Annotated in this window: 19 protein-coding genes and 1 tRNA gene; 6 read left to right on the forward strand and 14 right to left on the reverse strand. The window is 70.1% G+C overall.

Going from position 1 to position 20,111, the window contains the following annotated elements; translation table 11 throughout:
- The first annotated feature begins 40 nt into the window (after positions 1-40).
- The 3 genes from HKK74_RS16835 (at position 41) to HKK74_RS16845 (ending at position 2,814) form a co-directional block, all read left to right on the forward strand.
- Complete coding sequence (locus tag HKK74_RS16835; RefSeq protein ID WP_187244161.1) at positions 41-1,051, forward strand: SGNH/GDSL hydrolase family protein; 1,011 nt, start codon at positions 41-43, stop codon at positions 1,049-1,051.
- Positions 1,052-1,204: 153 nt separating this feature from the next.
- Positions 1,205-2,425: an acetyl-CoA C-acetyltransferase gene (locus HKK74_RS16840; protein WP_187244162.1), complete on the forward strand. Its 1,221-nt coding sequence runs from the start codon at positions 1,205-1,207 to the stop codon at positions 2,423-2,425.
- A gap of 161 nt (positions 2,426-2,586) precedes the next feature.
- Positions 2,587-2,814: a DUF4287 domain-containing protein gene (locus HKK74_RS16845; RefSeq protein WP_187244163.1), complete on the forward strand. Its 228-nt coding sequence runs from the start codon at positions 2,587-2,589 to the stop codon at positions 2,812-2,814.
- A gap of 113 nt (positions 2,815-2,927) precedes the next feature.
- Here HKK74_RS16845 and HKK74_RS16850 read toward each other — a convergent pair whose 3' ends face one another.
- From HKK74_RS16850 to eno, 11 genes are all read right to left on the reverse strand, one after another.
- Positions 2,928-3,710: a Bax inhibitor-1/YccA family protein gene (locus tag HKK74_RS16850; protein WP_187244164.1), complete on the reverse strand. Its 783-nt coding sequence runs from the start codon at positions 3,708-3,710 to the stop codon at positions 2,928-2,930.
- Positions 3,711-3,805: 95 nt separating this feature from the next.
- Positions 3,806-3,879: transfer RNA gene (locus HKK74_RS16855), tRNA-Leu, on the reverse strand.
- A 278-nt stretch (positions 3,880-4,157) separates the two neighbouring features.
- Positions 4,158-5,843 (reverse strand): class I SAM-dependent methyltransferase, encoded by a 1,686-nt coding sequence (locus tag HKK74_RS41440; RefSeq protein WP_312881544.1) that lies wholly within the window; start codon positions 5,841-5,843, stop codon positions 4,158-4,160.
- Positions 5,844-6,238: 395 nt separating this feature from the next.
- Positions 6,239-7,063: a uracil-DNA glycosylase gene (locus tag HKK74_RS16865; protein ID WP_425544355.1), complete on the reverse strand. Its 825-nt coding sequence runs from the start codon at positions 7,061-7,063 to the stop codon at positions 6,239-6,241.
- Between the two features lie 82 nt (positions 7,064-7,145).
- Entirely contained in the window at positions 7,146-8,153 is a 1,008-nt protein-coding gene (locus HKK74_RS16870; protein ID WP_187244166.1) for an HAAS signaling domain-containing protein, read from the reverse strand.
- On the reverse strand, positions 8,150-8,479 hold the full coding sequence (locus tag HKK74_RS16875; protein ID WP_187244167.1) for a PadR family transcriptional regulator: 330 nt from the start codon (positions 8,477-8,479) through the stop codon (positions 8,150-8,152). The genes HKK74_RS16870 and HKK74_RS16875 overlap by 4 nt, the downstream gene beginning before the upstream one ends.
- A 126-nt stretch (positions 8,480-8,605) precedes the next feature.
- Entirely contained in the window at positions 8,606-9,409 is an 804-nt protein-coding gene (locus tag HKK74_RS16880; protein WP_187244168.1) for a WecB/TagA/CpsF family glycosyltransferase, read from the reverse strand.
- A gap of 208 nt (positions 9,410-9,617) precedes the next feature.
- On the reverse strand, positions 9,618-10,583 hold the full coding sequence (locus HKK74_RS16885; RefSeq protein ID WP_312881555.1) for a Ppx/GppA phosphatase family protein: 966 nt from the start codon (positions 10,581-10,583) through the stop codon (positions 9,618-9,620).
- Between the two features lie 44 nt (positions 10,584-10,627).
- Positions 10,628-11,200 carry a DUF501 domain-containing protein gene (locus HKK74_RS16890; RefSeq protein ID WP_187244170.1) on the reverse strand — a complete coding sequence of 191 codons (573 nt, stop codon included), beginning with the start codon at positions 11,198-11,200 and terminating at the stop codon, positions 10,628-10,630.
- 53 nt (positions 11,201-11,253) lie between these two features.
- The gene (locus HKK74_RS16895) at positions 11,254-11,688 is read right to left on the reverse strand and encodes an FtsB family cell division protein (protein WP_187244171.1); all 435 of its coding nucleotides are present in this window, start codon (positions 11,686-11,688) and stop codon (positions 11,254-11,256) included.
- 9 nt (positions 11,689-11,697) lie between these two features.
- Positions 11,698-12,981 carry a phosphopyruvate hydratase gene (gene eno / locus HKK74_RS16900; RefSeq protein WP_187244172.1) on the reverse strand — a complete coding sequence of 428 codons (1,284 nt, stop codon included), beginning with the start codon at positions 12,979-12,981 and terminating at the stop codon, positions 11,698-11,700.
- 212 nt (positions 12,982-13,193) lie between these two features.
- Between eno and HKK74_RS16905 the strand changes: the two genes are divergently transcribed.
- The 3 genes from HKK74_RS16905 to HKK74_RS16915 are packed head-to-tail and all read left to right on the forward strand — an operon-like array spanning position 13,194 to position 15,953.
- Positions 13,194-14,243: an ABC transporter substrate-binding protein gene (locus HKK74_RS16905; RefSeq protein ID WP_246491643.1), complete on the forward strand. Its 1,050-nt coding sequence runs from the start codon at positions 13,194-13,196 to the stop codon at positions 14,241-14,243.
- Complete coding sequence (locus tag HKK74_RS16910) at positions 14,240-15,061, forward strand: ABC transporter ATP-binding protein (protein ID WP_187244174.1); 822 nt, start codon at positions 14,240-14,242, stop codon at positions 15,059-15,061. Before HKK74_RS16905 ends, HKK74_RS16910 begins: the two co-directional genes overlap by 4 nt.
- A complete protein-coding gene (locus HKK74_RS16915) occupies positions 15,051-15,953 on the forward strand; it encodes an ABC transporter permease (RefSeq protein WP_376771534.1) in 903 nt (300 codons plus the stop codon). Before HKK74_RS16910 ends, HKK74_RS16915 begins: the two co-directional genes overlap by 11 nt.
- 95 nt (positions 15,954-16,048) lie before the next feature.
- Here HKK74_RS16915 and HKK74_RS16920 read toward each other — a convergent pair whose 3' ends face one another.
- The 3 genes from HKK74_RS16920 to HKK74_RS16930 are packed head-to-tail and all read right to left on the reverse strand — an operon-like array spanning position 16,049 to position 20,076.
- Complete coding sequence (locus HKK74_RS16920) at positions 16,049-18,406, reverse strand: penicillin-binding protein (protein WP_187244175.1); 2,358 nt, start codon at positions 18,404-18,406, stop codon at positions 16,049-16,051.
- A 33-nt stretch (positions 18,407-18,439) separates the two neighbouring features.
- Positions 18,440-19,402: a nucleoside triphosphate pyrophosphohydrolase gene (locus tag HKK74_RS16925; RefSeq protein ID WP_187244176.1), complete on the reverse strand. Its 963-nt coding sequence runs from the start codon at positions 19,400-19,402 to the stop codon at positions 18,440-18,442.
- A 2-nt stretch (positions 19,403-19,404) separates the two neighbouring features.
- Positions 19,405-20,076, reverse strand: a complete 672-nt coding sequence (locus HKK74_RS16930) for a SurA N-terminal domain-containing protein (RefSeq protein WP_187244177.1) — start codon at positions 20,074-20,076, stop codon at positions 19,405-19,407.
- Between the last annotated feature and the right edge of the window lie 35 nt (positions 20,077-20,111).

Genomic DNA, 20,111 nt, shown 5'->3' on the forward strand with positions numbered 1-20,111 from the left:
GCGAGAACACCCCGGGGAGTGAGCGGCCGGTGATGAACCGTTGATACGCGCGCTGACGGCTCGTCGCATCGCGACGGCCGCGGCCTACGGAGGCGGCGGGCTCACCGCACTGGGCGGGTTGACCTTCGGGCTACTGGTGATCGAGGCGAAGCTGGCCAGAAGGATCATTCAGGCGACCCCCAACGGGGACCCGCCGGTCGCCGACCGGGTCTACGGCGCGTCGCTGCCGGGTTCCCCCGTCTCCTTCGTCATGATGGGCGATTCCACCGCCGCCGGCCTCGGCGTGCTCGACCCGGGCGAGACACCGGCGGCGCTGCTGGCCACCGGGCTGTCCGCGATCGCCGTGCGGCCCGTCCTGCTGACCACCGTCGCCAGATCAGGGTCACGATCCGAGGCCCTGCCCGACCAGATCGCCGACGCGCTGCGAGCCGCTCCCGACATCGTCGTGATCATGATCGGGGCCAACGACGTCACCGCCCGTGTCTCGCCCGCCGAGTCCGTACGCCATCTGGACGACGCGGTCCGACGACTGCGCGACGAGGGCTGCGAGGTGGTCGTCGGCACCTGCCCCGACCTGGGCTCGGTCAAACCTGTGATGCAACCCCTGCGTTGGGTGGCACAGCGGGCCAGCAGGCAGCTCGCGGCCGCGCAGACCATCGCCGTCGTCGAGCGCGGCGGCCGGTCGGTCTCGCTCGGTGACCTCCTGGGCGGCGAGTTCGCGGCCGACCCGCTCGAGATGTTCAGCGCGGACCGCTACCACCCGTCCGCCAGGGGATACGCCGCGGCCGCGGCGGCGCTCCTGCCCTCGATGGCAGCGGCGCTTGAGCTGGAGCCGGAGGCAGAGACACTGCCGGACGTCCGGCGCGGCGAGGGAGTTCTGCCGGTCTACCTCGCCGCCGCCGAGGCCGCCGAAGAGCCCGGCACCGAGGTCTCGGCCACCCGCGTCGCCGGCCGGGAACGCGGCCCGAGGGGCCGGTGGGCCACGCTGCTGAGACGCCGTCAGCTCGCCCAGCGGACGGGGCCGGAGGACACCGCACCGGCGGCCCCGTGAACCGCCGGACCCGCGCTCTGCAGAAGGTCCGGCCGCGGGCATGGCGGACCCGGCGTGTACGGGAGGCGCGTCACCGGTTAGGTTGCAGATGTACCCACGGGTAACCCAGCCGAGACGACCCGTGGTGCCCAGCCGAGACAAGGAGACCACCCCATGGCCGAGGCCGTCATTGTCGCCACCGCCCGATCACCCATCGGACGCGCGTTCAAGGGATCGCTGAAGGAACTGCGTCCCGACGACATCACCGTCCAGATGGTCCGGGCTGCGCTGGCCAAGGTCCCGCAGCTCGACCCGGCCGACATCGACGACCTGCTGCTCGGCTGCGGCCTCCCCGGTGGCGAGCAGGGCTTCAACATGGCCCGGGTGGTCGCCGTGCTGCTCGGCTACGACAACGTGCCCGGCGCCACGATCACCCGCTACTGCTCGTCGTCTCTGCAGACCACCCGGATGGCCTTCCACGCGATCAAGGCAGGCGAGGCCGACATCATCATCTCGGCCGGCGTCGAGATGGTGAGCCGCTTCGTCAAGGGCAGCAGCGACTCGGGCCAGGACACCCAGAACCCGCTCTTCGCCGACGCCACCGCGCGTACAGCCAAGGTGGCCGAGGGAGGCGCGGACGTCTGGCACGACCCGCGTGGGGACGGGGAGATCCCGGACGTCTACATCGCCATGGGCCAGACCGCGGAGAACGTCGCGGCACTGCGCGGCGTGAGCCGGCAGGCGCAGGACGAGTTCGGCGTCCGGTCGCAGAACCTCGCCGAGAAGGCCCTGGCCAACGGATTCTGGGAGCGGGACATCACCCCGGTCGAGCTGCCCGACGGCTCGACCGTCGCCAAGGACGACGGCCCCCGGGCGGGCACGACGCTCGAGAAGGTGGCGGAGCTGAAGCCGGTGTTCCGCCCGGACGGCACCGTGACCGCCGGTAACTGCTGTCCCCTCAACGACGGCGCTGCCGCTCTTGTGATCATGAGCGACACCAAGGCCGCCGAGCTGGGCATCACGCCACTGGCCCGGGTGGTCTCCACCGGCGTGTCGGCGCTGTCGCCGGAGATCATGGGCCTGGGCCCGGTGGAGGCCTCCCGCAAGGCGCTCGCCAAGGCGGGCATGACCATCGGTGACATCGACCTGGTCGAGATCAATGAGGCGTTCGCCGCTCAGGTCCTGCCCTCGGCCGACGAGCTGGGCGTGGACATCGACCGGCTGAACGTCAACGGCGGCGCCATCGCGGTGGGGCACCCGTTCGGCATGACCGGCGCGCGCATCTCCACGACGCTGATCAACAGCCTGCGTTTCCACGACAAGCAGTTCGGTCTCGAGACCATGTGCGTCGGCGGCGGGCAGGGAATGGCCATGGTCGTGGAGCGCCTCAGCTGACCCAGCGGACGACCTTGTACAGGGGACGAATCGCCGGGTAATGGGTGTGCCCGGTCATAGATGATCTACTCAACGTGACAGAGAGGTCCCCCTTGGGGGCTTGTCTCATCCCACGACCTGTTGCAGAGTCAGCAGAAAGGTACAGCGACCTGGAGGTGCCGATGTCTTTGAACCACTCACCGGAGACGCATAGGAACCTGATCGCACGCATCCCATCAGTCACAGGACGTGACATCACCGAGTGGTTCACCGCCATCGAGAACGGACCCGCCTTCCTCCGCTGTGACGAGCGGTCGAACTGGCTCGCCGACGAGCACGGCATCTCCCACGGCTACGCGACGGCCCTGGTGCGCGAGCACGAGCGGCAGCGCCGTCAGCGCCACTACTGACTTCGCTCTCGGCCCCGACGTCGAGACGCCCTGCACCCGCCGAGGCGGGCGCAGGGCGTCCGTGTTCGTCCGGGGCGTCCGTGTGTCGGGACGCCGGTTCGGTGTGTCGGGCGTCAGTCCCGGCCGGAGAAGTACGACAGGAAGCGCAGCATCTCGAGGTAGATCCACACGAGGCTGAGCGTGAGCCCGAAGGCGCAGTACCAGGCGAACTTCTCCGGAGCGCGGGCGGCGACGCCCTTCTCGACCGCGTCGAAGTCGAGCAGCAGGAAGAAGCAGCCGACGAGGATCGCGACGATGCTGAAGACGTAGGCGATGGGGTTGCCCGGGTCGCGGATGCCGATGCCCTCATCGGCGCCGAAGACCTGGAACAGCAGGTTGACCAGCATCAGCCCGACCAGCGCGAAGCCGGCCGCGATGACGTACCGGGTGAACTTCGGCGTCACCCGGATGATTTTGAAGGCGTGCACGGCCAGCATCGCCCCGAAGGCGAGCGCTGTGCCGATGATCGCCTGGAAGACCACTCCGTTGTAAAGATCGTTGTAGGCGTGGCTGACGATCCCGACGGAGACGCCGTACGCGGCCGCGAAGCCCAGCGCGAGCGGGGCGTTCGCCTTGTTGCCGAATGTCATGATCGCCCAGAACACGATGCCCACGAGCAGTGAGCCGATGGCGACGATCGGCGGCGGGTTCAGCGCCCACGCCACCGCCCCGGCGATCACAAGGGTGCCGAGCATCAGGAAACCGCGAACGACGACGTCGTCCACGGTCATGGGCCGACCGGTCGGTGGCGCGTACGCCGGCGCGTTGTACATGTCCTGCAGTTGCTGCGGGCTCGGGGCCGGTCCCTGCCGCCCGAACGCACCACGCCCGGAGAAGGCGGGGTTCCTGCTCTCCATCACTGCCTCCACGCTTCTGGCTCTCTGACCAGTCTAGACGCCCGACGGGCCCCTTTCGTTCCCCTGTCGCGTGACGGCTGTGCATCGAATTGGCGTGCCCCCGGTCGGACTCGAACCGACACCTTTGGCCCTTTTAGGGGGCCTGCCTCTGCCGTTGGGCTACGGGGGCGCGGCAATCATACCGTTGATACACGAATAGCAAGGCCTCCGGAAAACGAACAGCATTCCATTCTGTATTGGCCGAGCCGGACGGAAACCGCCTCGCCGGGTCAGACCGTTATTCTGCTGAAAACTGGTGAAAACAGGCGAGTTGCTCTGACTAAGCCGCAGGTGGCACCCATGATCACATACCCACGCCCTCGCACCGCCAGCCGTGACGGGCTATTTTTGACCAATGCCCGAAACTAATCTTACGAAAACCGAAACCCGGGTTAGGTAAACAGCGCTTCAACGCCTGTAGACGGCCCTGTGTTCGACCATGGTTTCACCGGCACGCCCTTCACGATCACGGCGTACGGCGTAGATCTCATGAACGCCGATGCGGCCGCTCTCACAGGCCAGCGCCGAGGCGGCCAGATAGAGCAGCCACACCCGGGCCCTGCCGGGAGTGGCCAGCGCACCGCACTCGGCCCAGTGCCGCTGGAGATTCGCGGCCCATGCCCGAAATGTCCGGGCATGGTGCTCTCTGAGCGCGCTGATGCCGCGGATCTCCAATCCGCCCTCTTCGAGCGCCGTGACGATCTCACCCAGCGGCCGCAGTTCGGCGTTCTCGGGGAACATGTAACTGGTGGTGAAGGTCCTGCGCACCGGGTGCGGACCGGGTCGGCGCACCATCTGCTGGACGAGCAGCCGGCCGCCGGGCGCGAGAAGCTCGTAGAGCCGGGGAACGATGGAGCCGGAGTTCAGCAGGTCGGCCTGCTCGGTCCCGGCCAGACCCGCGATGGCGTCGTACTGCCCGTCTCCCACGGCGTGGAGGTCCCCGACCCGGACGTCGACCCGGTCGGCCAGCCCGGCTTGCGACGCCCGCTGCCTGAGATGTTCCGCCTGCCGCTGCGACTGGGCCAGTGTGACGACCCGTACGCCGTGCTCCGCCGCCGCGTACAGGCTGAACGATCCCCACCCACGGCTCAGGTCGAACAACCGCGCTCCCGGCGCCAGGCCCAGCCGCGCCGCCATCGCGGCGTGCGCGAGCCCCTGGGCGTGGTCGAGATCCACCGCGTCGTCCCAGAGCGCACAGCCATAGGCCATGGTGGGCCCGAGCATTCGCTCGAAGAAAACCGGGTCCACCGCGAGAGGGCCGTCGGCGACCTGCCCGCGGCGGCCGACGGGGAACTCCTCCGGCGGGGCCTTGGGTTCGGGCCCCACCGCCCCGAGCATCACCGCCGACCGCACGATCTCACGCTTGTCGTCGCTGCTCAGCCGGATCGGCTGGTCACCGATGCGCATGACCCGCTGTACGGCCCCAAGGGCGGCGAAGACGTCGCCCTCGATATCGAGATCTCCCGCGATATACGCCCGTACCAGGCCGATCTCACCCGGTTTCCACAACAGCCGGCGAAGGGCGCGGCGGTGCCGGATCACGAAGGTGGGGGCGGTGGCCGGGCCGATCACGCTGCCGTCCCAGGCGCGTACCCGGATGGGCAGTTCGCTCCCCCGGGCGTCCTCCGTACCGAGCAGGATCCGGACCAGCAATGGGGCCAGCCGGGAGGCAGCGCCGTCCTGCATTCGGCTTCCTCCCTCCGCCGGCTGGTCCGGACGCCTCCCCGCCGCCGGCTCGAACTCCTGCCGCGGACGCTGCAACGCGCCCAGCGACACGGTCTCCCGGCGGAACGGCAACGCGAGGGTCCAGTCGGCCGCCACGCGGATCTTTCGGTTGAGCGTGGGCATCCGAGACAGATGGTAAGTGCGGTGGAGTAGCCATGCGAAAGGCCCCTTGAGCCTGACGCCGTAGATCTGCGCCACGCCCTGATGCAGGCCCAGGCCGGCGACCGACCCCGCGTACGCGTGCTTGTACGAGCTCATCGGCTTTCCGTGCAGGTCAGCGACCAGGTTGTCGGCCAAGCGCTTGGCCTGGCGGACGGCGTGCTGGGCGTTCGGCGCGCACGGGGAGCCCGGTTTCGTGAGATCGGGCACACGTTGTCACCGGCGGCGAAGGCCTCCGTCACGCCCTCGACGGTGAGCTCCACGGTGGTCTTGATCCGGTTCTTCATGTCGAGCGGTCGTGACCCATGCCCGAGCCGGTACCCGGGTGAGGCCTTTCGACCCGGCGTCCAGCGCGCGATGGCGGGGCCGATTCCGCGAATACCGCCGCTTTCCAGCGAACTCCAGCGAACTCCGGCGTGCGGCGGAGCATCACACCAGATGCGCGAATCCGCTGAGGTGGGCGCGGGCGAGCGCGCCGGGGTCCCTCGGGATCACGGCGAGCCCCGGCATGGGGACCGGCAGGGGCGGGCGCGGGCAGGGCCGGACGGGGGCGCCAAGCGGGACGTACCGCTTGGCCAAGGCCCTGCCCCGCAGCCGAACGCGGATCAGGCCGGCAGCGAGCGGTCTCGTGCGCGGGTGAAGACCGCGTCGAGCATCGCCTCGGTGACCCGGCCGGTGAAGGTGTTCTGCTGACTGGGGTGATAGCAACCCAGCAGGAGCACGCCGCCCGTGGGCGAGGTCAGTTCCACCTCGGCGCCGTGGCCGAACGCGGGTCGCGGCCGGGGCAGATCGAACCCGGCCTCTTTCAGGGCCGGCCAGATGCCCTGCCACGCGAAGCCGCCGAGTGCCACGATCACCCGGACGTCGCGCGCCGTCTCGGCGATCTCTCTGGTCAGCCAGGGCAGGCAGGTCGCGCGTTCGACCGGCGTCGGCTTGTTGTCCGGTGGCGCGCAGCGGACGGTGGCGAGCATGCGGGCGCCGAGCAGCCGCTGGCCGTCGCCCGCGTGGGTGCTCAGCGGGCTCGCGGCCAGCCCGGTCCGGTACAGGGAGGCGAAGAGCCAGTCGCCGGAGCGGTCGCCGGTGAAGATCCGGCCGGTACGGTTTCCGCCGTGGGCCGCGGGCGCCAGGCCGACGATCAGGATGCGCGGAGCCTCATCGCCCCATCCCGCGATCGGGCGGCCCCAGTAGGTCTCGTCGGCGAAGGCCCTGCGGCGTTCGACCGCGACCTTCTCCCGCCATTCGACGAGGCGCGGGCAGGCCCGGCAGACCGACTGCCGGGCGCACAGCTCGCCCAGTGCCGGAGCGCCGGCCGCCAGAGCCCGTACCTCGTCGGGCGTATGTGCCACCGGTGTGCCGGCCGACGCCGGGTCACCCGGCCACCCCGTGCCCGGCGGCACGTACGGCGCGTTGACGGGCTGCACGTTCGTCACGGACCTCGCCTTCCCTCGATCACGGTGCCCGATGATCGGCGACGCGGATGCGGGCCAGGGCGACCGCATGTCAACGATAGGGTCAGCCGCTCGTGCTCGGGCCGGGTGAAGCCGTCTCGCCGGGGGACTCGGTGCCGGAGGCCGGCGTGGTCGGGCGGGGTCCGCCGGACGGGAGCGGCTCTGGAGTGTTGGTCGACGGTACGCACGAGGGGTCGAGTGCGGCCGTGGGGTCCCCGTCCGGGAACGGGTCGCCCTCACCGAGGGGGCGCAGCGGTAGCGGGTAGGAGTTGGCGATCGGTGGGGGTCCGTCGCAAGGCCGCGCTCTCTTCAGCTCGAAACCGTTCGCCTCGTACGGTATCTGCAGCGGGTACCCGTTCTGGTCGTACAGCAGGACGCCTGTGAGAGGCCTGCCCTCCTTGGAGTAAGGCTGGATGTTCGAGATCCCGCTCAGGCGGTCATCGCCGCCCACCTGGGTCACCACGACCTGTGGGCCGGCCTGAGGTCGGGGGTCCGGCCCGGAGACGAGCGGCCAGCTCAGCACGGCGCCGACCGCCACCATGTTCAACACCCCCACACCGGCGCGCAAGGGCTTCGACAGTCCGCGATCGCGGCCTCGCACCCCGAGTACGACCGAGCCGACGGCCAGCGCCAGCAAGATCACATAGTCTTCCGACTCCCACGGGTCGCGAACCGGCTGAGTGAGAGCCCTCCAGCCCAACAGCAGGAGGAAGGCGCGGGCGAGCCACCAGGCCGGCCGCAGCTCCCGCAGGTGATCCCATCCGGCCCGGTAGCCCTTGTTGTTCTCCACCATGTGCGTCAGGCGCGCCCTCAGCCGCCGCAGGGAATGCCGGGCCGTTCCGCGCTCGGCTCGGGTCGAGCCGGCCGCCCCGTAAGCCGCCCGCAGCTCCGCCGCATACGACTCGGGCACGCCGAGCCGGGCGACGAGCGGCTCCGTGGACTCGGCCGCGACCTCGGTCAGGTGCTCTTCCAGATCTTCGAGCAGCTCGTCGCGGTCCGGCTCCGGTACGTCGGCGAGAGCTCCGCGCACCGCCGCGGCGTAATCCTCGATCTCTTGGGCTCGGCTGTTCATCGCTTCTCCACGTCGTCGAGCATGTCGTTCATGGTCTGAGCGAAGGTGCCCCAGGTCTTGGCCGACCGCGCGAGCATGGTGCGGCCGGAGTCGTTGAGGCCGTAGTACTTACGGTGTGGGCCCTCCTCCGAGGGCACGACGTACGAGTTCAGTGCCCCGGCTTTGAAGAGACGGCGCAACGTGCCGTACACCGAGGCGTCGCCGACGTCTTCTAGCCCGGCCTCGCGCAGCCGCCGCACGACGTCATAGCCGTAGCTGTCACTCCGGTCCAGGACCGCCAGCACGGCGAGGTCGAGCACTCCCTTGAGGAGCTGTGTCGTGTCCATGACAGGTACCTCTCCCTATGCGATACACAGTACTACGCAATGCGCAGTACCGCGCAAGAGGTAACAGACGCCCCGAACGAACCGCGGATTCTTCGCCGCCGGTGCCCTGGTCCGGGTCGAACGCCGTCAGCGGTCTCGCGCGTCGTGCCTTCGTCTGCCGCGCCTGACGCGGTGCCGGAGCACGAGGGAGAGGTAGGCGCCGAGCTCGATCGTGTAACGGCGCCACAGCCGGCGCGGCTCCCGGTAGAGACGGTAGAGCCAGCCGATCCGGAGTCTGAGGACCCAGCCCGGGTACCACTCCCGGCGCTCGGCGAGATGCTCGAAGTACGCGCCGCACGTGATGATCACCGGTACCTCGAGCCGGTCCCGATTCTCCGTGACGAAGATCTGCTGCAACGGCGTGCCCAGACCCACGTGCAGGATGTCCGGCTTCGCCTCGTTGATCTCGTCGACGAGGCGGTCGACGTCGGCCGGCGCGATTCGGCCGGACTCGTCCGCCCAGTGCCCGTGCTGGGTACCGGCGATCCGCAGCCCGGGGTACCAGTTCACGAGGTTCTCCGCCGCCGCGTCGGCCGTTCCTGGCGCGTTGCCGAACAGGAAGACCCGCCAGCCCTTCTCGGCCGGCATCCCGAAGAAGTCGTCGGTGAGGTCGTCGTTGGCCATCCGGGCCGGCAGCGGCGTGCCGAAGATCTTGGCCGCGAGCACCACGCCCCAGCCGTCGGCGAGGTTCAGATCGAAGGCGTTCATCAGTTCCCGCAGCGGGGCGTCGTGCTGTGCCGCCATCACGTAGTTGGGGTTGGCGAAGGTGACGGTGAGCTGCCGGCGGCTGAGGACCGCCTCCTCGAGGAAGTCGCGCAGCATGCGGACGTCGGCCTTGCTGACCCCCACCCCCAGCACGTCCACGATCTCGTGCGGCCAGCCCTTGTCCATATGATCCCTCGCCTGTGAGCCTCGCCCCTGCGGACGCCGTCGGCCCGACGGAGCCTATCGAGAGCCGGGTCGCGGTGGCGGCGATGCCGGGAACTCACCGGCGCGGAGCGCGTCACCGGTTCACGGTCGTCGCCCGCCCGTCCGAAGTCAGGCCATCCGTCCGAGGTCAGACCGTCCGTCCCTGAGATCAGACCGCCCGTCCCTGAGATCAGACCAGCGACCAGGCGATCCCATCAAGGATGTCGTGCTCGCTGACGACGACCGCGCCGAAACCGTACTCCCGCATGATCCGGTCGAGGATCAGCGCGCCCGCGCCGATGACGTCGACCCGGCCGGGATGCATGACGCCGATGGCGGCGCGCTCGTCGTGGGTCGAGCGCAGCAGCCGGCGGGTGACCTCGTGCACCTGCGCCGCGGTGATCCGGGACAGATGGATGCGGGCGGGGTCGTACTCGGGCAGGTCGAGCGCCATCCCGGCGACGGTGGTGACCGAGCCGGCCAGCCCGACGAGCGTGCGGGCCTGATCGACCGGGACGACCTCGCGCACGGCGGCCAGTTGGGCGTCGATGTCGGCCACCGCGTCGGCGACCTGTTCGGGCGTGGGCGCACCCTGCGGGCCGATGGCGGCCGGATCGGTCCCGCGCCGCTCGGGGTCGCCGTCGCGCAGATGGCGCTCGGTCATCCGGACGCAGCCGATGTCGATCGATCGCGCCGCCTCGACCGACGAGGTGCCGAGGACGAACTCGGTGGACCCACCGCCGATGTCGACGACCAGGTACGGGCGTGCCGGGCGCAGCTCCACGAGGTCGCGGGTGGCCCCGACGAACGACAGCTGCGCCTCTTCGTCGCCGCTGATCACCTCGGGCACGACCCCGAAGATCTCGACGACCCCGTTGACGAACTCGGCCTGGTTCCGCGCGTCACGGGTCGCGCTGGTGGCCACGACCCGCACCTTCTCGGCCCCGTGGGCATCGATCAGCTTGGCGTAGCCGCGCATGGCCGCGAACGTGCGCTCCAGCGCCTCGGGCGCGAGCATTCCGGTCCGGTCGACGCCCTGGCCCAGCCGGACGATCTCCATCCGGCGCTCGATGTCGGTGAGCCGCCCGTCACCGATGTCGGCGAGCAGCAGGCGCACCGAGTTGGTGCCGCAGTCGATCGCGGCTACACGCGTCACGTTCTCGGCCCGCTGCGCCGCGTCGGGGCGCGCCACCGGCTCGGTCACTGGTCCTCCCGGGCAGCACGATTCTTGACAGCGGGCATGACAGTTCGCAAGCCTTGATCGTAGACGACGTCGCCGCCGCCCGCGCATGGACCGTTCCGCCACCATTCGGGCAGCGCATCGAGCGCCTCCCTGCCGAACGGATTGCTCCCCGGCACCGCCAGCTCGTGCGCTACGAGTGCGTGCAGGCACTTCACCCGCTCGGGCATGCCGCCGGCGCTCTGCGTGCCCGCGGCCAGTGGCTCGACGCCCTCGTGCCGGGCCACCTCGTCGCGCCGGCGCAGATAGTCCTCGTGCGCCGCGGCGTACTCCTCGGCGAGCTCCGCGTCGCTCGCGAGCCGCTCGGTCATCTCCCGCATGAGTCCGCCGGCCTCCAGGGTCCCGATGGCCGAGGCGGCCTTCGGGCAGGTCAGGTAGAACAACGTCGGGAACGGCGTGCCGTCCGGCAGCCGCGGCGCGGTCTCGATCACATCGGGCAGCCCGCACGGACACCGATGGGCGACCGCGCGCACCCCCCGGGGTTCGCGGCCGAGTTGCTCCGCGACGGCCGCCACATCGCTTTCTTCGATCAAGCCGGCTCCCTTTTCCAACCGCCGGTCAACGCGCTTGGGAAGAAGATCACTTCCTAGCGCCGGTCCGCCTCTTCGACGGATCGCCACAAGGTGGCGTACCACGGCGGTGTACGGCCGGCAGTATCTTGCCCACCCTGTTTTCCCGTGGCCCCGTTACCGTCGAGAACGACATAGCACTTCTCCCCTGGCATGCAGTAGTGCAGCCGGCGACGCGCCTCCCGCTTAATGTACGACTCGTCGCCCAGTCGCAGCTTACGAAGGGCCAGTTCTTCGACCTGCTGCTGCGCCACCCGTTCCTGGTGCCGCAGCTCGGCGATCTCACGCCGCTGCGCCACGTACTCGCGGACCGGGTAGGCGAGGCTCAGCGCGATCGCGCACATGACGATGGCCAGGATGGCGGCACGACTCGTGAGATGGCCGCGGGCCTGCGTCCCGGCCGGTCGCTCATCGGCCGGCCGGGATGTCCTCTCGTCCGCACTGCCCGCCATCGCGCGCCGTCAGCCGTCCCAGTGGAAGCGGGGGAACGCCGACGCCCCCGCGTACCGGGCCGCGTCGTCGAGCAGCTCTTCGATGCGGAGCAACTGGTTGTACTTGGCCACCCGGTCGCTGCGGGCCGGCGCACCCGTCTTGATCTGGCCACAATTCGTCGCCACGGCCAGGTCGGCGATCGTGGTGTCCTCGGTCTCGCCGGACCGATGGCTCATCATGCAGCGGTAGCCGCTGGTCTGGGCCAGGGCGACCGCGTCGAGCGTCTCGGTGAGCGTGCCGATCTGGTTGACCTTGACCAGCAGGGCGTTGGCGGTGCCGGTGTCGATGCCGCGTCCCAGCCGCTCGGGGTTGGTGACGAACAGGTCGTCGCCGACGATCTGCACCCGATCGCCGACCGCGTCGGTGAGGGCCTTCCAGCCGTCCCAGTCCTCTTCGGAGAGCGGGTCCTCGATGGACACGAGCGGGTAGGCGCCGATCCATTCGCGGTAGAGCGCGATCATCTCGTCGGCGGTGCGCTTACCGCCCTCGAACTCGTACGCCCCGTCGCTGTAGAACTCGGTGGCCGCGACGTCGAGGGCGAGCGCGATGTCCCGGCCGGGCGTGTAGCCGGCCTTCTTGATCGCCTCGATGATCAGATCGAGTGCCTCGCGGTTGCTCGGCAGGTTCGGCGCGAAACCGCCCTCGTCGCCGAGCCCCGTCGCCAGGCCCTTGCCCTTCAGAACGGACTTCAGCGCGTGGTAGGTCTCAGTGCCCCACCGCAGCGCCTCTTTGAAGCTCGACGCCCCGATCGGAGCGATCATGAACTCCTGGATGTCGACGTTGCTGTCCGCGTGCGCTCCGCCGTTCAGGATGTTCATCATGGGCACCGGCAGCAGGTGCGCGTTGGGACCGCCGACATAGCGGAACAGCGGAAGACCGGCCGAGACGGCGGCGGCCTTGGCGACCGCCAGGCTCACCCCGAGGATCGCGTTGGCGCCGAAGCGCGACTTGTCCGGGGTGCCGTCCAAGTCGATCATCAGCTGGTCGACCAGGCGCTGGTCGTCGGCGTCATAACCGACGATCTTGGGCTCGATGTCGTCGACGACCGCGACGACGGCCTCCTCGACGCCCTTGCCCGCGTAGCGGTCGCCGCCGTCACGCCGCTCGACGGCCTCGAACTGCCCGGTAGAGGCACCGCTCGGAACCGCGGCGCGCGCCTCGGATCCGTCGTCCAGAAGGATCTCCACCTCGACGGTGGGATTGCCGCGGGAATCCAGGATCTCCCGGGCCAGTACGGTGTCGATCGACGACACGAGCGACTCCTAGTGCTCAAAGCTGGGATATTTCGTCCCCCTGAGCGTAGTGCCGCGCACCGAGGCCCGCCCAACTGGCACGCCGAAACGCCCCGCGCCGTGCGTTATCCAACCGTTCCCCCGTCGCGGCTTGACCGGAGGGCGTCGCCTATAGTCCACTAAGCTGGCCAAACAGACTTGATTAGTAGGGAAGACACCAAATGAAGCGCAGGATGAGATTGCGGCAGGTCGCCGCTGCCCTGGCCGTACTGACCGGTGCGGGAGCTCTCACCGCCTGTGGCAGCGACTCGGGTACGGACGGCTCCGGCGGTTCCGGCGGCTCTGAGATCAAGCTGGGCTATTTCCCGAACATCACCCACGCCACCGCGCTCGTGGGCATCCAGAAGGGCTTCTTCACCAAGCAGCTGGGCAGCGGGGTCAAGCTCACGACCGCCACGTTCAACGCCGGCCCTTCCGCGACCGAGGCGCTCTTCTCCGGTGCCATCGACGCGACCTACATCGGCCCGAGCCCGGCCATCAACGCGTGGGCCAAGTCGCACGGCAAGGCCATCAAGATCATCTCTGGGGCGGCGTCCGGTGGCGCCTCGCTCGTCGTCAACCCGTCGATCAAGAGCGTCGAGGACCTCCGGGGCAAGACGATCGCCACGCCGCAGCTCGGCAACACCCAGGACGTGGCCCTGCGCTACTACCTGAAGCAGAAGGGCCTGCGGACAGACAAGAACGGCGGTGGCGACGTCAAGGTCAGGCCGCAGGACAACGCGGTCACGCTGCAGTCCTTCGCCCAGGGCGCCATCGACGGCGCATGGGTCCCCGAGCCGCACGCCTCCCGGCTGGTGCTCGAGAACAAGGGCAAGCGGCTGCTCAACGAGAACGACCTGTGGCCCGGCCGCAAGTTCGTGGTCACGCACCTCATCGTGCGGACGGAGTTCCTCAAGAGCCACCCCGACCTGGTGAAGAAGCTCGTCGCGGGATCGGTCGAGGCCAACGCGTTCATCAACTCCGATCCGGCCGGCGCGAAGAAGTCGGCGAACGCCCAACTCGCGGAGCTGAGCGGCAAGCCGCTCAAGGACGACGTGCTGGAGTCGTCGTTCAAGGAGATCGCCTTCACCGACGACCCGATCGCGTCGTCACTGCACGAAGGCGCCAAGCACGCGCAGGAGATCGGGCTCCTGGAGCCGGTCGACCTCGCCGGCATCTACGACCTCGGCCCTCTGAACGAGGTACTGAAGACTGAGGGGAAGAGCCCCGTGAGCGATTCATGACACCGGCCCCCGATTCCGTCGCGGCCGCCGGCACCGGATCCCGCCACACGGGACGAGGGCTCCGCCTGGACGGGGTCTCCAAGGCGTTCGGCTCCGGCGCCACGGCACTGCTCGCCCTGGACAACGTGTCGCTGAACGTGGCGCCGGGCGAGTTCGTCTGCCTGCTCGGCGCCTCGGGCTGCGGGAAGAGCACGCTGCTCAACCTGGTCGCCGACCTCGACCGGCCCAGTGCGGGCGCGATCGACGTCGGCGGCGCCCGGGTGGCGCTGATGTTCCAGGAACCGGCGCTGTTCCCGTGGCTGACCGTCACCGGCAACATCGAGCTCGCCCTGCGCATGCGCGGGGTACCGCGTCAGGAGCGTCGGCAGCGGGCCGCGCAGCTGCTCGCCTCCGTGCACCTGGGCGGCTTCGAGCGGCGGCGGCCGCACCAGCTGTCCGGCGGCATGCGGCAGCGGGTGGCGCTCGCCCGCGCCCTCGCCCTCACCGTGGACGACGCGGACGCCTCCCGCGGCACCGTACTGCTCATGGACGAGCCGTTCGGCGCGCTCGACGCGATGACCCGCGACCTCCTGCACGACGAGATCGAGCGGATCTGGCGCGAGCGCGATCTCACCGTGCTGTTCGTGACGCACAACGTGCGCGAGGCGGTACGGCTGGGCGACCGGGTCGTCCTGCTGTCCAGTCGCCCGGGCCGGGTCGTCGAGGAGTTCCCCGTGACACTCGACCGCCCTCGGCGAATCGACTCCACCGAGGTCGCGACGCTGTCCGCCGCCATCACCGACCGACTGCGCGAGGAGGTCAGCCGCCATGGCGCCTGAGGCGATGACCACTGAGCCGAGGAAAGACACCGAGGACCTCGCGCCGGCGGTGAACCGGGAGCTCGCGGGGCTCGACGCCCTCGAGCTGACGGTGCGCTCGCGCCGCAATCCGATCGCCCGCCTCTGGTCGGCGGCCTGGCCGGTGCTGGCGGCGGTCGGGATCGCGCTGGCCCTCTGGCAGCTGGTCGTCCTGAGCGGGTGGAAGGAGTCGTGGGTCCTGCCGGGGCCCGCCGACGTGCTGCCCGAGCTCTGGAACTCGGTGACGAGCGGCTCCTTCTGGGGTGCCGTCGGCCTGACCATGCAGCGCGCCGTCATCGGCTTCGCCGTGTCGGTACTCGTCGGCACGGTCCTCGGGCTGGCGGTGTCCAGGTTCGGCGTGCTCCGCCGGGCGTTCGGATCCCTGATCACCGGCCTGCAGACCATGCCGTCCATCGCGTGGTTCCCGCTCGCCATCCTGCTGTTCCAGCTGAGCGAGAGCGCGATCCTGTTCGTGGTGGTGCTGGGGGCGGCGCCGTCCATCGCGAACGGTCTCATCGCGGGCGTGGACTATCTGCCGCCGATCCTGCTGCGGGCCGGGAAGGTCATGGGCCTTCGCGGGTTGTCGCAGTACCGGCATCTGATCCTGCCGGCGTCGCTGCCCGCCTTCGTGGCCGGGCTCAAGCAGGGCTGGGCGTTCGCCTGGCGCAGCCTGATGGCCGGTGAGCTGCTCGTGCAGATCGGGACCACGTCGTCGGTGGGCCGGCTGCTCTCGGACTCCCGGGAGCTCAGCGACACGGCGGCGATGATCTCGGTCATGCTCGTCATCCTGGTCATCGGCATCGTCATCGACCAGCTCTTCGGCCTGGCCGACCGTACCCTGCGCAACCGGTGGGGCCTGAACGCCGCCGACTGAACGCCACCACCGACCGAACCGCACCGACCGAACGGCACCGACTGACCCCCGCACCCCGGCCGCGATCGGCGGCGGTACGGCCCGACGCCGCCGGATCAGCCGGGGAACGGGGGGAAGGTCGGCTCGGGCCCGGGATCGGGCTCGCCGCCGGGCCCAGGATCGCGTTCGGGCTTGCCCTTGCTGACGTAGAGGGTGACCACGGTGCCCGGCTCGACCGTCGAACGCGGGCCCGGCGCCATGTCGGCGATCGTGCCGGCCTTGTACTTCTCCGAGGTCACCGGCTTCGGCCCCATCCGGACCTTGAACCCGGCCGCCTCCAGCCGCTTGATCGCCTCGGCCGGCTTGAGCCCGCGCACATCCGGGACCTGGACGGCGTCCTCGCCGGAGCCCTTCCTGAAGTACTGCGACGGCGGCCGGTGGAACCCCCGGGCGGGCCGGCCCTTCAGAGCCTCGACCATGGTGTCGCGCCAGATCGGCGCGGGAATGGTCGCGCCGTAGACCGGGCCGTAGCAGCGGCCGTCCATGCACAGGCCGTCCATCGGGTGGGCGTAGCCGCCCCGCGGGTCGCCGACCCAGACCGCCGCGGCCAGATCCGGCGTGTAGCCCGCGAACCAGGCGGCCGAGAAGTTGTCCACGGTGCCGGTCTTGCCGCCGGCGGGCCGGCCGATGGCCATGCCGCGCGCCGTGCCGTCGGTGAGCACGCCGCGCAGCACATGGTTGACGGCGTCGGCGACGCCCTGGCGCATGACCTGCTTGCAGTCGGCTTTCGGTACCTCCAGCACCCGCCCGGACGCGTCCGTCATCTTTTTGATCGCTATCGGCTCGCAGTACCGGCCGCGTGCGCCGAAGGCCGCGTAGGCCGCCGCCATGCGCACGGGTGAGACCGTGTTGAAGCCGAGGGTGAACGACGGGAACTGCTCGAGGGCCGCGCCGCTCGCCTGCCGCATGCCGAGCCGCTCCGCCATCTCGGCGGTGTCGCAGAGCCCGACCTTCTTCTGCAGGGCGAGGAAGTACGTGTTCACCGAGTGGTGGGTACCGGTGAGCAGCGAGAAGCTCCGGCCGCCCTCGCCGTCGGCGGAGTTGCGCAGCATCTTGGTGTCGCCGACCCGCTCGCCCTCGCAGTTGCGGTAACCCGTGGGCTGGAACCGGCGCGGCGCCATCAGCCGCTCGCCGAACGGCATGTTCTCCTCGAGCGCCGCGGCGAGGGTGAACACCTTGAAGGTCGAGCCGGCCTGCATGCCGATGCTTGCGCCGTGGGAGGCGTCAGCGGCGAAGTTGATCCAGGTCTTGCCACGCTCCTTGTCCGGCCCGAGCCGGCGGTCCACGGCCATGCCCTTGATCTCACCGGTGCCCGGCTCGATGAGCGCCTCGGCCGCCGCCTTGCCCGCCGAGTTCTTCACCGGGACCCTGCGGTCGAGCGCGCGCTGCGCGGCCCGCTGCACCTTCCAGTCCAGGGTGGTGCGGATGGTGAGGCCTCCGGTCTGCAGCAGCCTGCGCCGATCCTCGACCGTCGCCCCGAACACCGGGTTCCCGAGCATCTCCCGCTGCACGTAGTCGCAGAAGAACGGTGCCTTGCTCGTCACGCATCCGTTCTCGGTTCGCTTGACCCGCAGTCCCAGCGACCGCCGCTTGGCGGCGTCGGTCTCGGTCCGCCCGACCCAGCCGAGCTCGGCGAGCCGGGACAGCACGACGTCGCGCCGCGCACGCGCCGCCTTGGGATGCAGCCGGGGGTTGTAGGCGTGCGGGTAGCGGACCAGCCCGGCGAGCGTGGCGGCCTCATGGAGGTGGAGCCTGGCGGCACCCTTGGAGAAGTAGTGCCGGGCCGCCGCCTCGATGCCGTACGCCCCGTCGCCGAAGTAGGCGATGTTGAGGTAGCTCTGCAGGATCTGGTCCTTCGACATCTGCCGTTCCAGCGCGACGGCGTAGCGCAGCTCCCGCACCTTGCGGCCGGGCGTGACCTCCAGCGCCGCCTGCCGCTGCTGGTCGGTGTCGGCCATCGCGAACAGCAGGTTCTTGACGTACTGCTGGGTGATGCCCGAGCCGCCCTGCGTGACCTTGCCCGCCTGGGCGTTCTGGACGAGGGCGCGCAGCGTGCCCTGTGAGTCGAGCGCGCCGTGCTCGTAGAAGCGGCTGTCCTCGACCGCCAGTACGGCCTGCCGCACGATCGGCGCGACCTGGTCGAGCCGTACCTCCACCCGGTTCTCGAAGAAGAACGTCGCCAGGGTGGAGCCGTCGGCGGCGAGGATCCTCGATCGCTGGGGAAGCGGCGGAGGACGCAGATCGCTCGGCATGCTCTGGAACCAGCGGGCGCCATCGCGCGCGCCGACGCCCGTCGTGCAGGCCAGCGGGAGCACCATGAGCGCGACCAGGACGCCGGCCACAGAGCCCATGCCCGCCAGGCGGCTCAGGGCGCCCAGCGCCGCTCCGGCACGTGCCTCCCCGTGTGACACCACGGGGCAAGCCTAGAACGGGGAGATCTCGCCGCCCTAACGATCCTGTTCCCACTCTTGGACACGGTCACGGAAACGCCTGGCGATGTCGCGCAGCTCGGCCTCCGCGTCGCGCCCCTCGCCGCGGGCCCTCGCGACCAGCGCGAACAGTTCGGCGCCGATGCCCTCGCCGAGCCCCGCGTACAGGTCCTCGGGTGCCCCGGCCCGGTCGGCGCGCCGCTGCAGCTGGGCCGACAGCGACAGCGCGGGCTGGCCCATGGGGACCCCGTCGAGGATCGAGTGGTCCTCGCTCTTCTCCGCCCGCTCGGCCGCCTTGATCTGCTCCCAGTTGGCATTGACCTCGTCGGCGTCCGCCACGGTGACATCGCCGAACACGTGCGGGTGACGGCGCACGAGCTTGTCGACGATGCCGGCCGCCACGTCGTCGATCGTGAAGCCGGTGTCGTCGGAGCGCTCCGAGGCCACGACCGAGTGGAAGGCCACCTGCATCAGCACGTCGCCTAGCTCTTCGCGCAGCGCGTGCAGATCCCCGCTCTCGACCGTGTCGAGGACCTCATAGGACTCCTCGAGCAGGTACGGCACGAGCGACTCGTGCGTCTGCTCGCGGTCCCACGGACACTCGCGGCGCAGCGTGTCCATCACCGTCACCAGGTCGAGCAGCCGGGCGCCCGGCAGGTCGTAGGAGGCGTGCAGCACCTCCATGTCCACGACCTCGGCGCCGCCCGACACGACGAGCGTGCCGATCTCGCGAAGCAGCCGCTCGTCGCCGTCGGGGGCCGCGACCCAGACGACCGTGCCGGACCGCGCGGCCTCGATGAGGGCGCGCGGGTCGGGCTCGGCGACCTCGACCCGTACCCCCGCCTCACGCAGGTAGGGCAGCTGCGGGTGATCGTCGGAACCCACGAGCACCCGGGAGGCCGACCGCAGGGTCTGCCAGGCCGGCCAGGTCAGTGCGCCCGGGGCGACCCGGTGGGTGGTGGCGAGCATGACCAGGGACATGGTCAGCCGATGTCCGAACCGTTTTTGGACAGCGTGTGGACGGCCGGGGTCATCCCCGCCCGCCGCGGGTCGTACGACCCGTAGCGGGGGTTGATCTTGATCTTAAGCGTCCCGGCCGCGCGCAGGTAGGTCTCCTGCAACCGGCGCAGGGCCTGCTCCTGCTGTTGCTGGTCGACCGTGGCCTGGGCGTCCACCGCCACGCCCTGCTGCTGGGCGACGGTGCGGACGATGATGTTCGAACGCACGAAGTCACGGCTGTAGCGGACCGGCAGGGAGCCCGCGAGGAGGCTCGCGTTGATGGCCCGCTCGCCGCCATTACGGGCGATCAGCTCGTCGATCTGCCCGCGGCCGACCGTGATGCCCTTCTCCCGGGCCACCTGGTCCCACACCCGTATCTCGATGAGCTGGAAGAGCGCGCTGCGGACCGGCGAATCGGGGTCGAAGGGGACCTGCTGGCCCTGCTGCTGCAACTGCTGCTGGAGCTGCGCGGCGTCGGGGTTACCGGCGTACTCTCGCCGCCAGTCCTCGACGACCGACTCGAGCTGCGAGATCGTGATGCGCTGGTCGCCGACGGTCGCGGCGGCGCCCAGCTTCACCGGCTGGCAGGCGGTCAGCGTGCCGGCGGCCAGCACGGCCGCGGCGACGACGACCGCCTTGAAGGATGTACGGAACACGAGCTTCCAATCACGTCCGTGAGATCACAGTTCGG

It is taken from the genome of Actinomadura alba (assembly GCF_014323705.1).
Lineage (GTDB): Bacteria > Actinomycetota > Actinomycetes > Streptosporangiales > Streptosporangiaceae > Actinomadura_C > Actinomadura_C alba.

Coding starts and splice junctions, on each gene's coding strand:
- HKK74_RS16840 (WP_187244162.1), top strand. CDS start 1,205: ATGGCCGAGGCCGTCATTGTCGCCACCGCCCGATCACCCATCGGACGC.
- HKK74_RS16845 (WP_187244163.1), top strand. CDS start 2,587: ATGTCTTTGAACCACTCACCGGAGACGCATAGGAACCTGATCGCACGC.
- HKK74_RS16850 (WP_187244164.1), bottom strand. CDS start 3,710: ATGGAGAGCAGGAACCCCGCCTTCTCCGGGCGTGGTGCGTTCGGGCGG.
- HKK74_RS16870 (WP_187244166.1), bottom strand. CDS start 8,153: ATGAACAGCCGAGCCCAAGAGATCGAGGATTACGCCGCGGCGGTGCGC.
- HKK74_RS16875 (WP_187244167.1), bottom strand. CDS start 8,479: ATGGACACGACACAGCTCCTCAAGGGAGTGCTCGACCTCGCCGTGCTG.
- HKK74_RS16880 (WP_187244168.1), bottom strand. CDS start 9,409: ATGGACAAGGGCTGGCCGCACGAGATCGTGGACGTGCTGGGGGTGGGG.
- HKK74_RS16895 (WP_187244171.1), bottom strand. CDS start 11,688: ATGGCGGGCAGTGCGGACGAGAGGACATCCCGGCCGGCCGATGAGCGA.
- HKK74_RS16905 (WP_246491643.1), top strand. CDS start 13,194: ATGAGATTGCGGCAGGTCGCCGCTGCCCTGGCCGTACTGACCGGTGCG.
- HKK74_RS16910 (WP_187244174.1), top strand. CDS start 14,240: ATGACACCGGCCCCCGATTCCGTCGCGGCCGCCGGCACCGGATCCCGC.
- HKK74_RS16915 (WP_376771534.1), top strand. CDS start 15,051: ATGGCGCCTGAGGCGATGACCACTGAGCCGAGGAAAGACACCGAGGAC.
- HKK74_RS16925 (WP_187244176.1), bottom strand. CDS start 19,402: ATGTCCCTGGTCATGCTCGCCACCACCCACCGGGTCGCCCCGGGCGCA.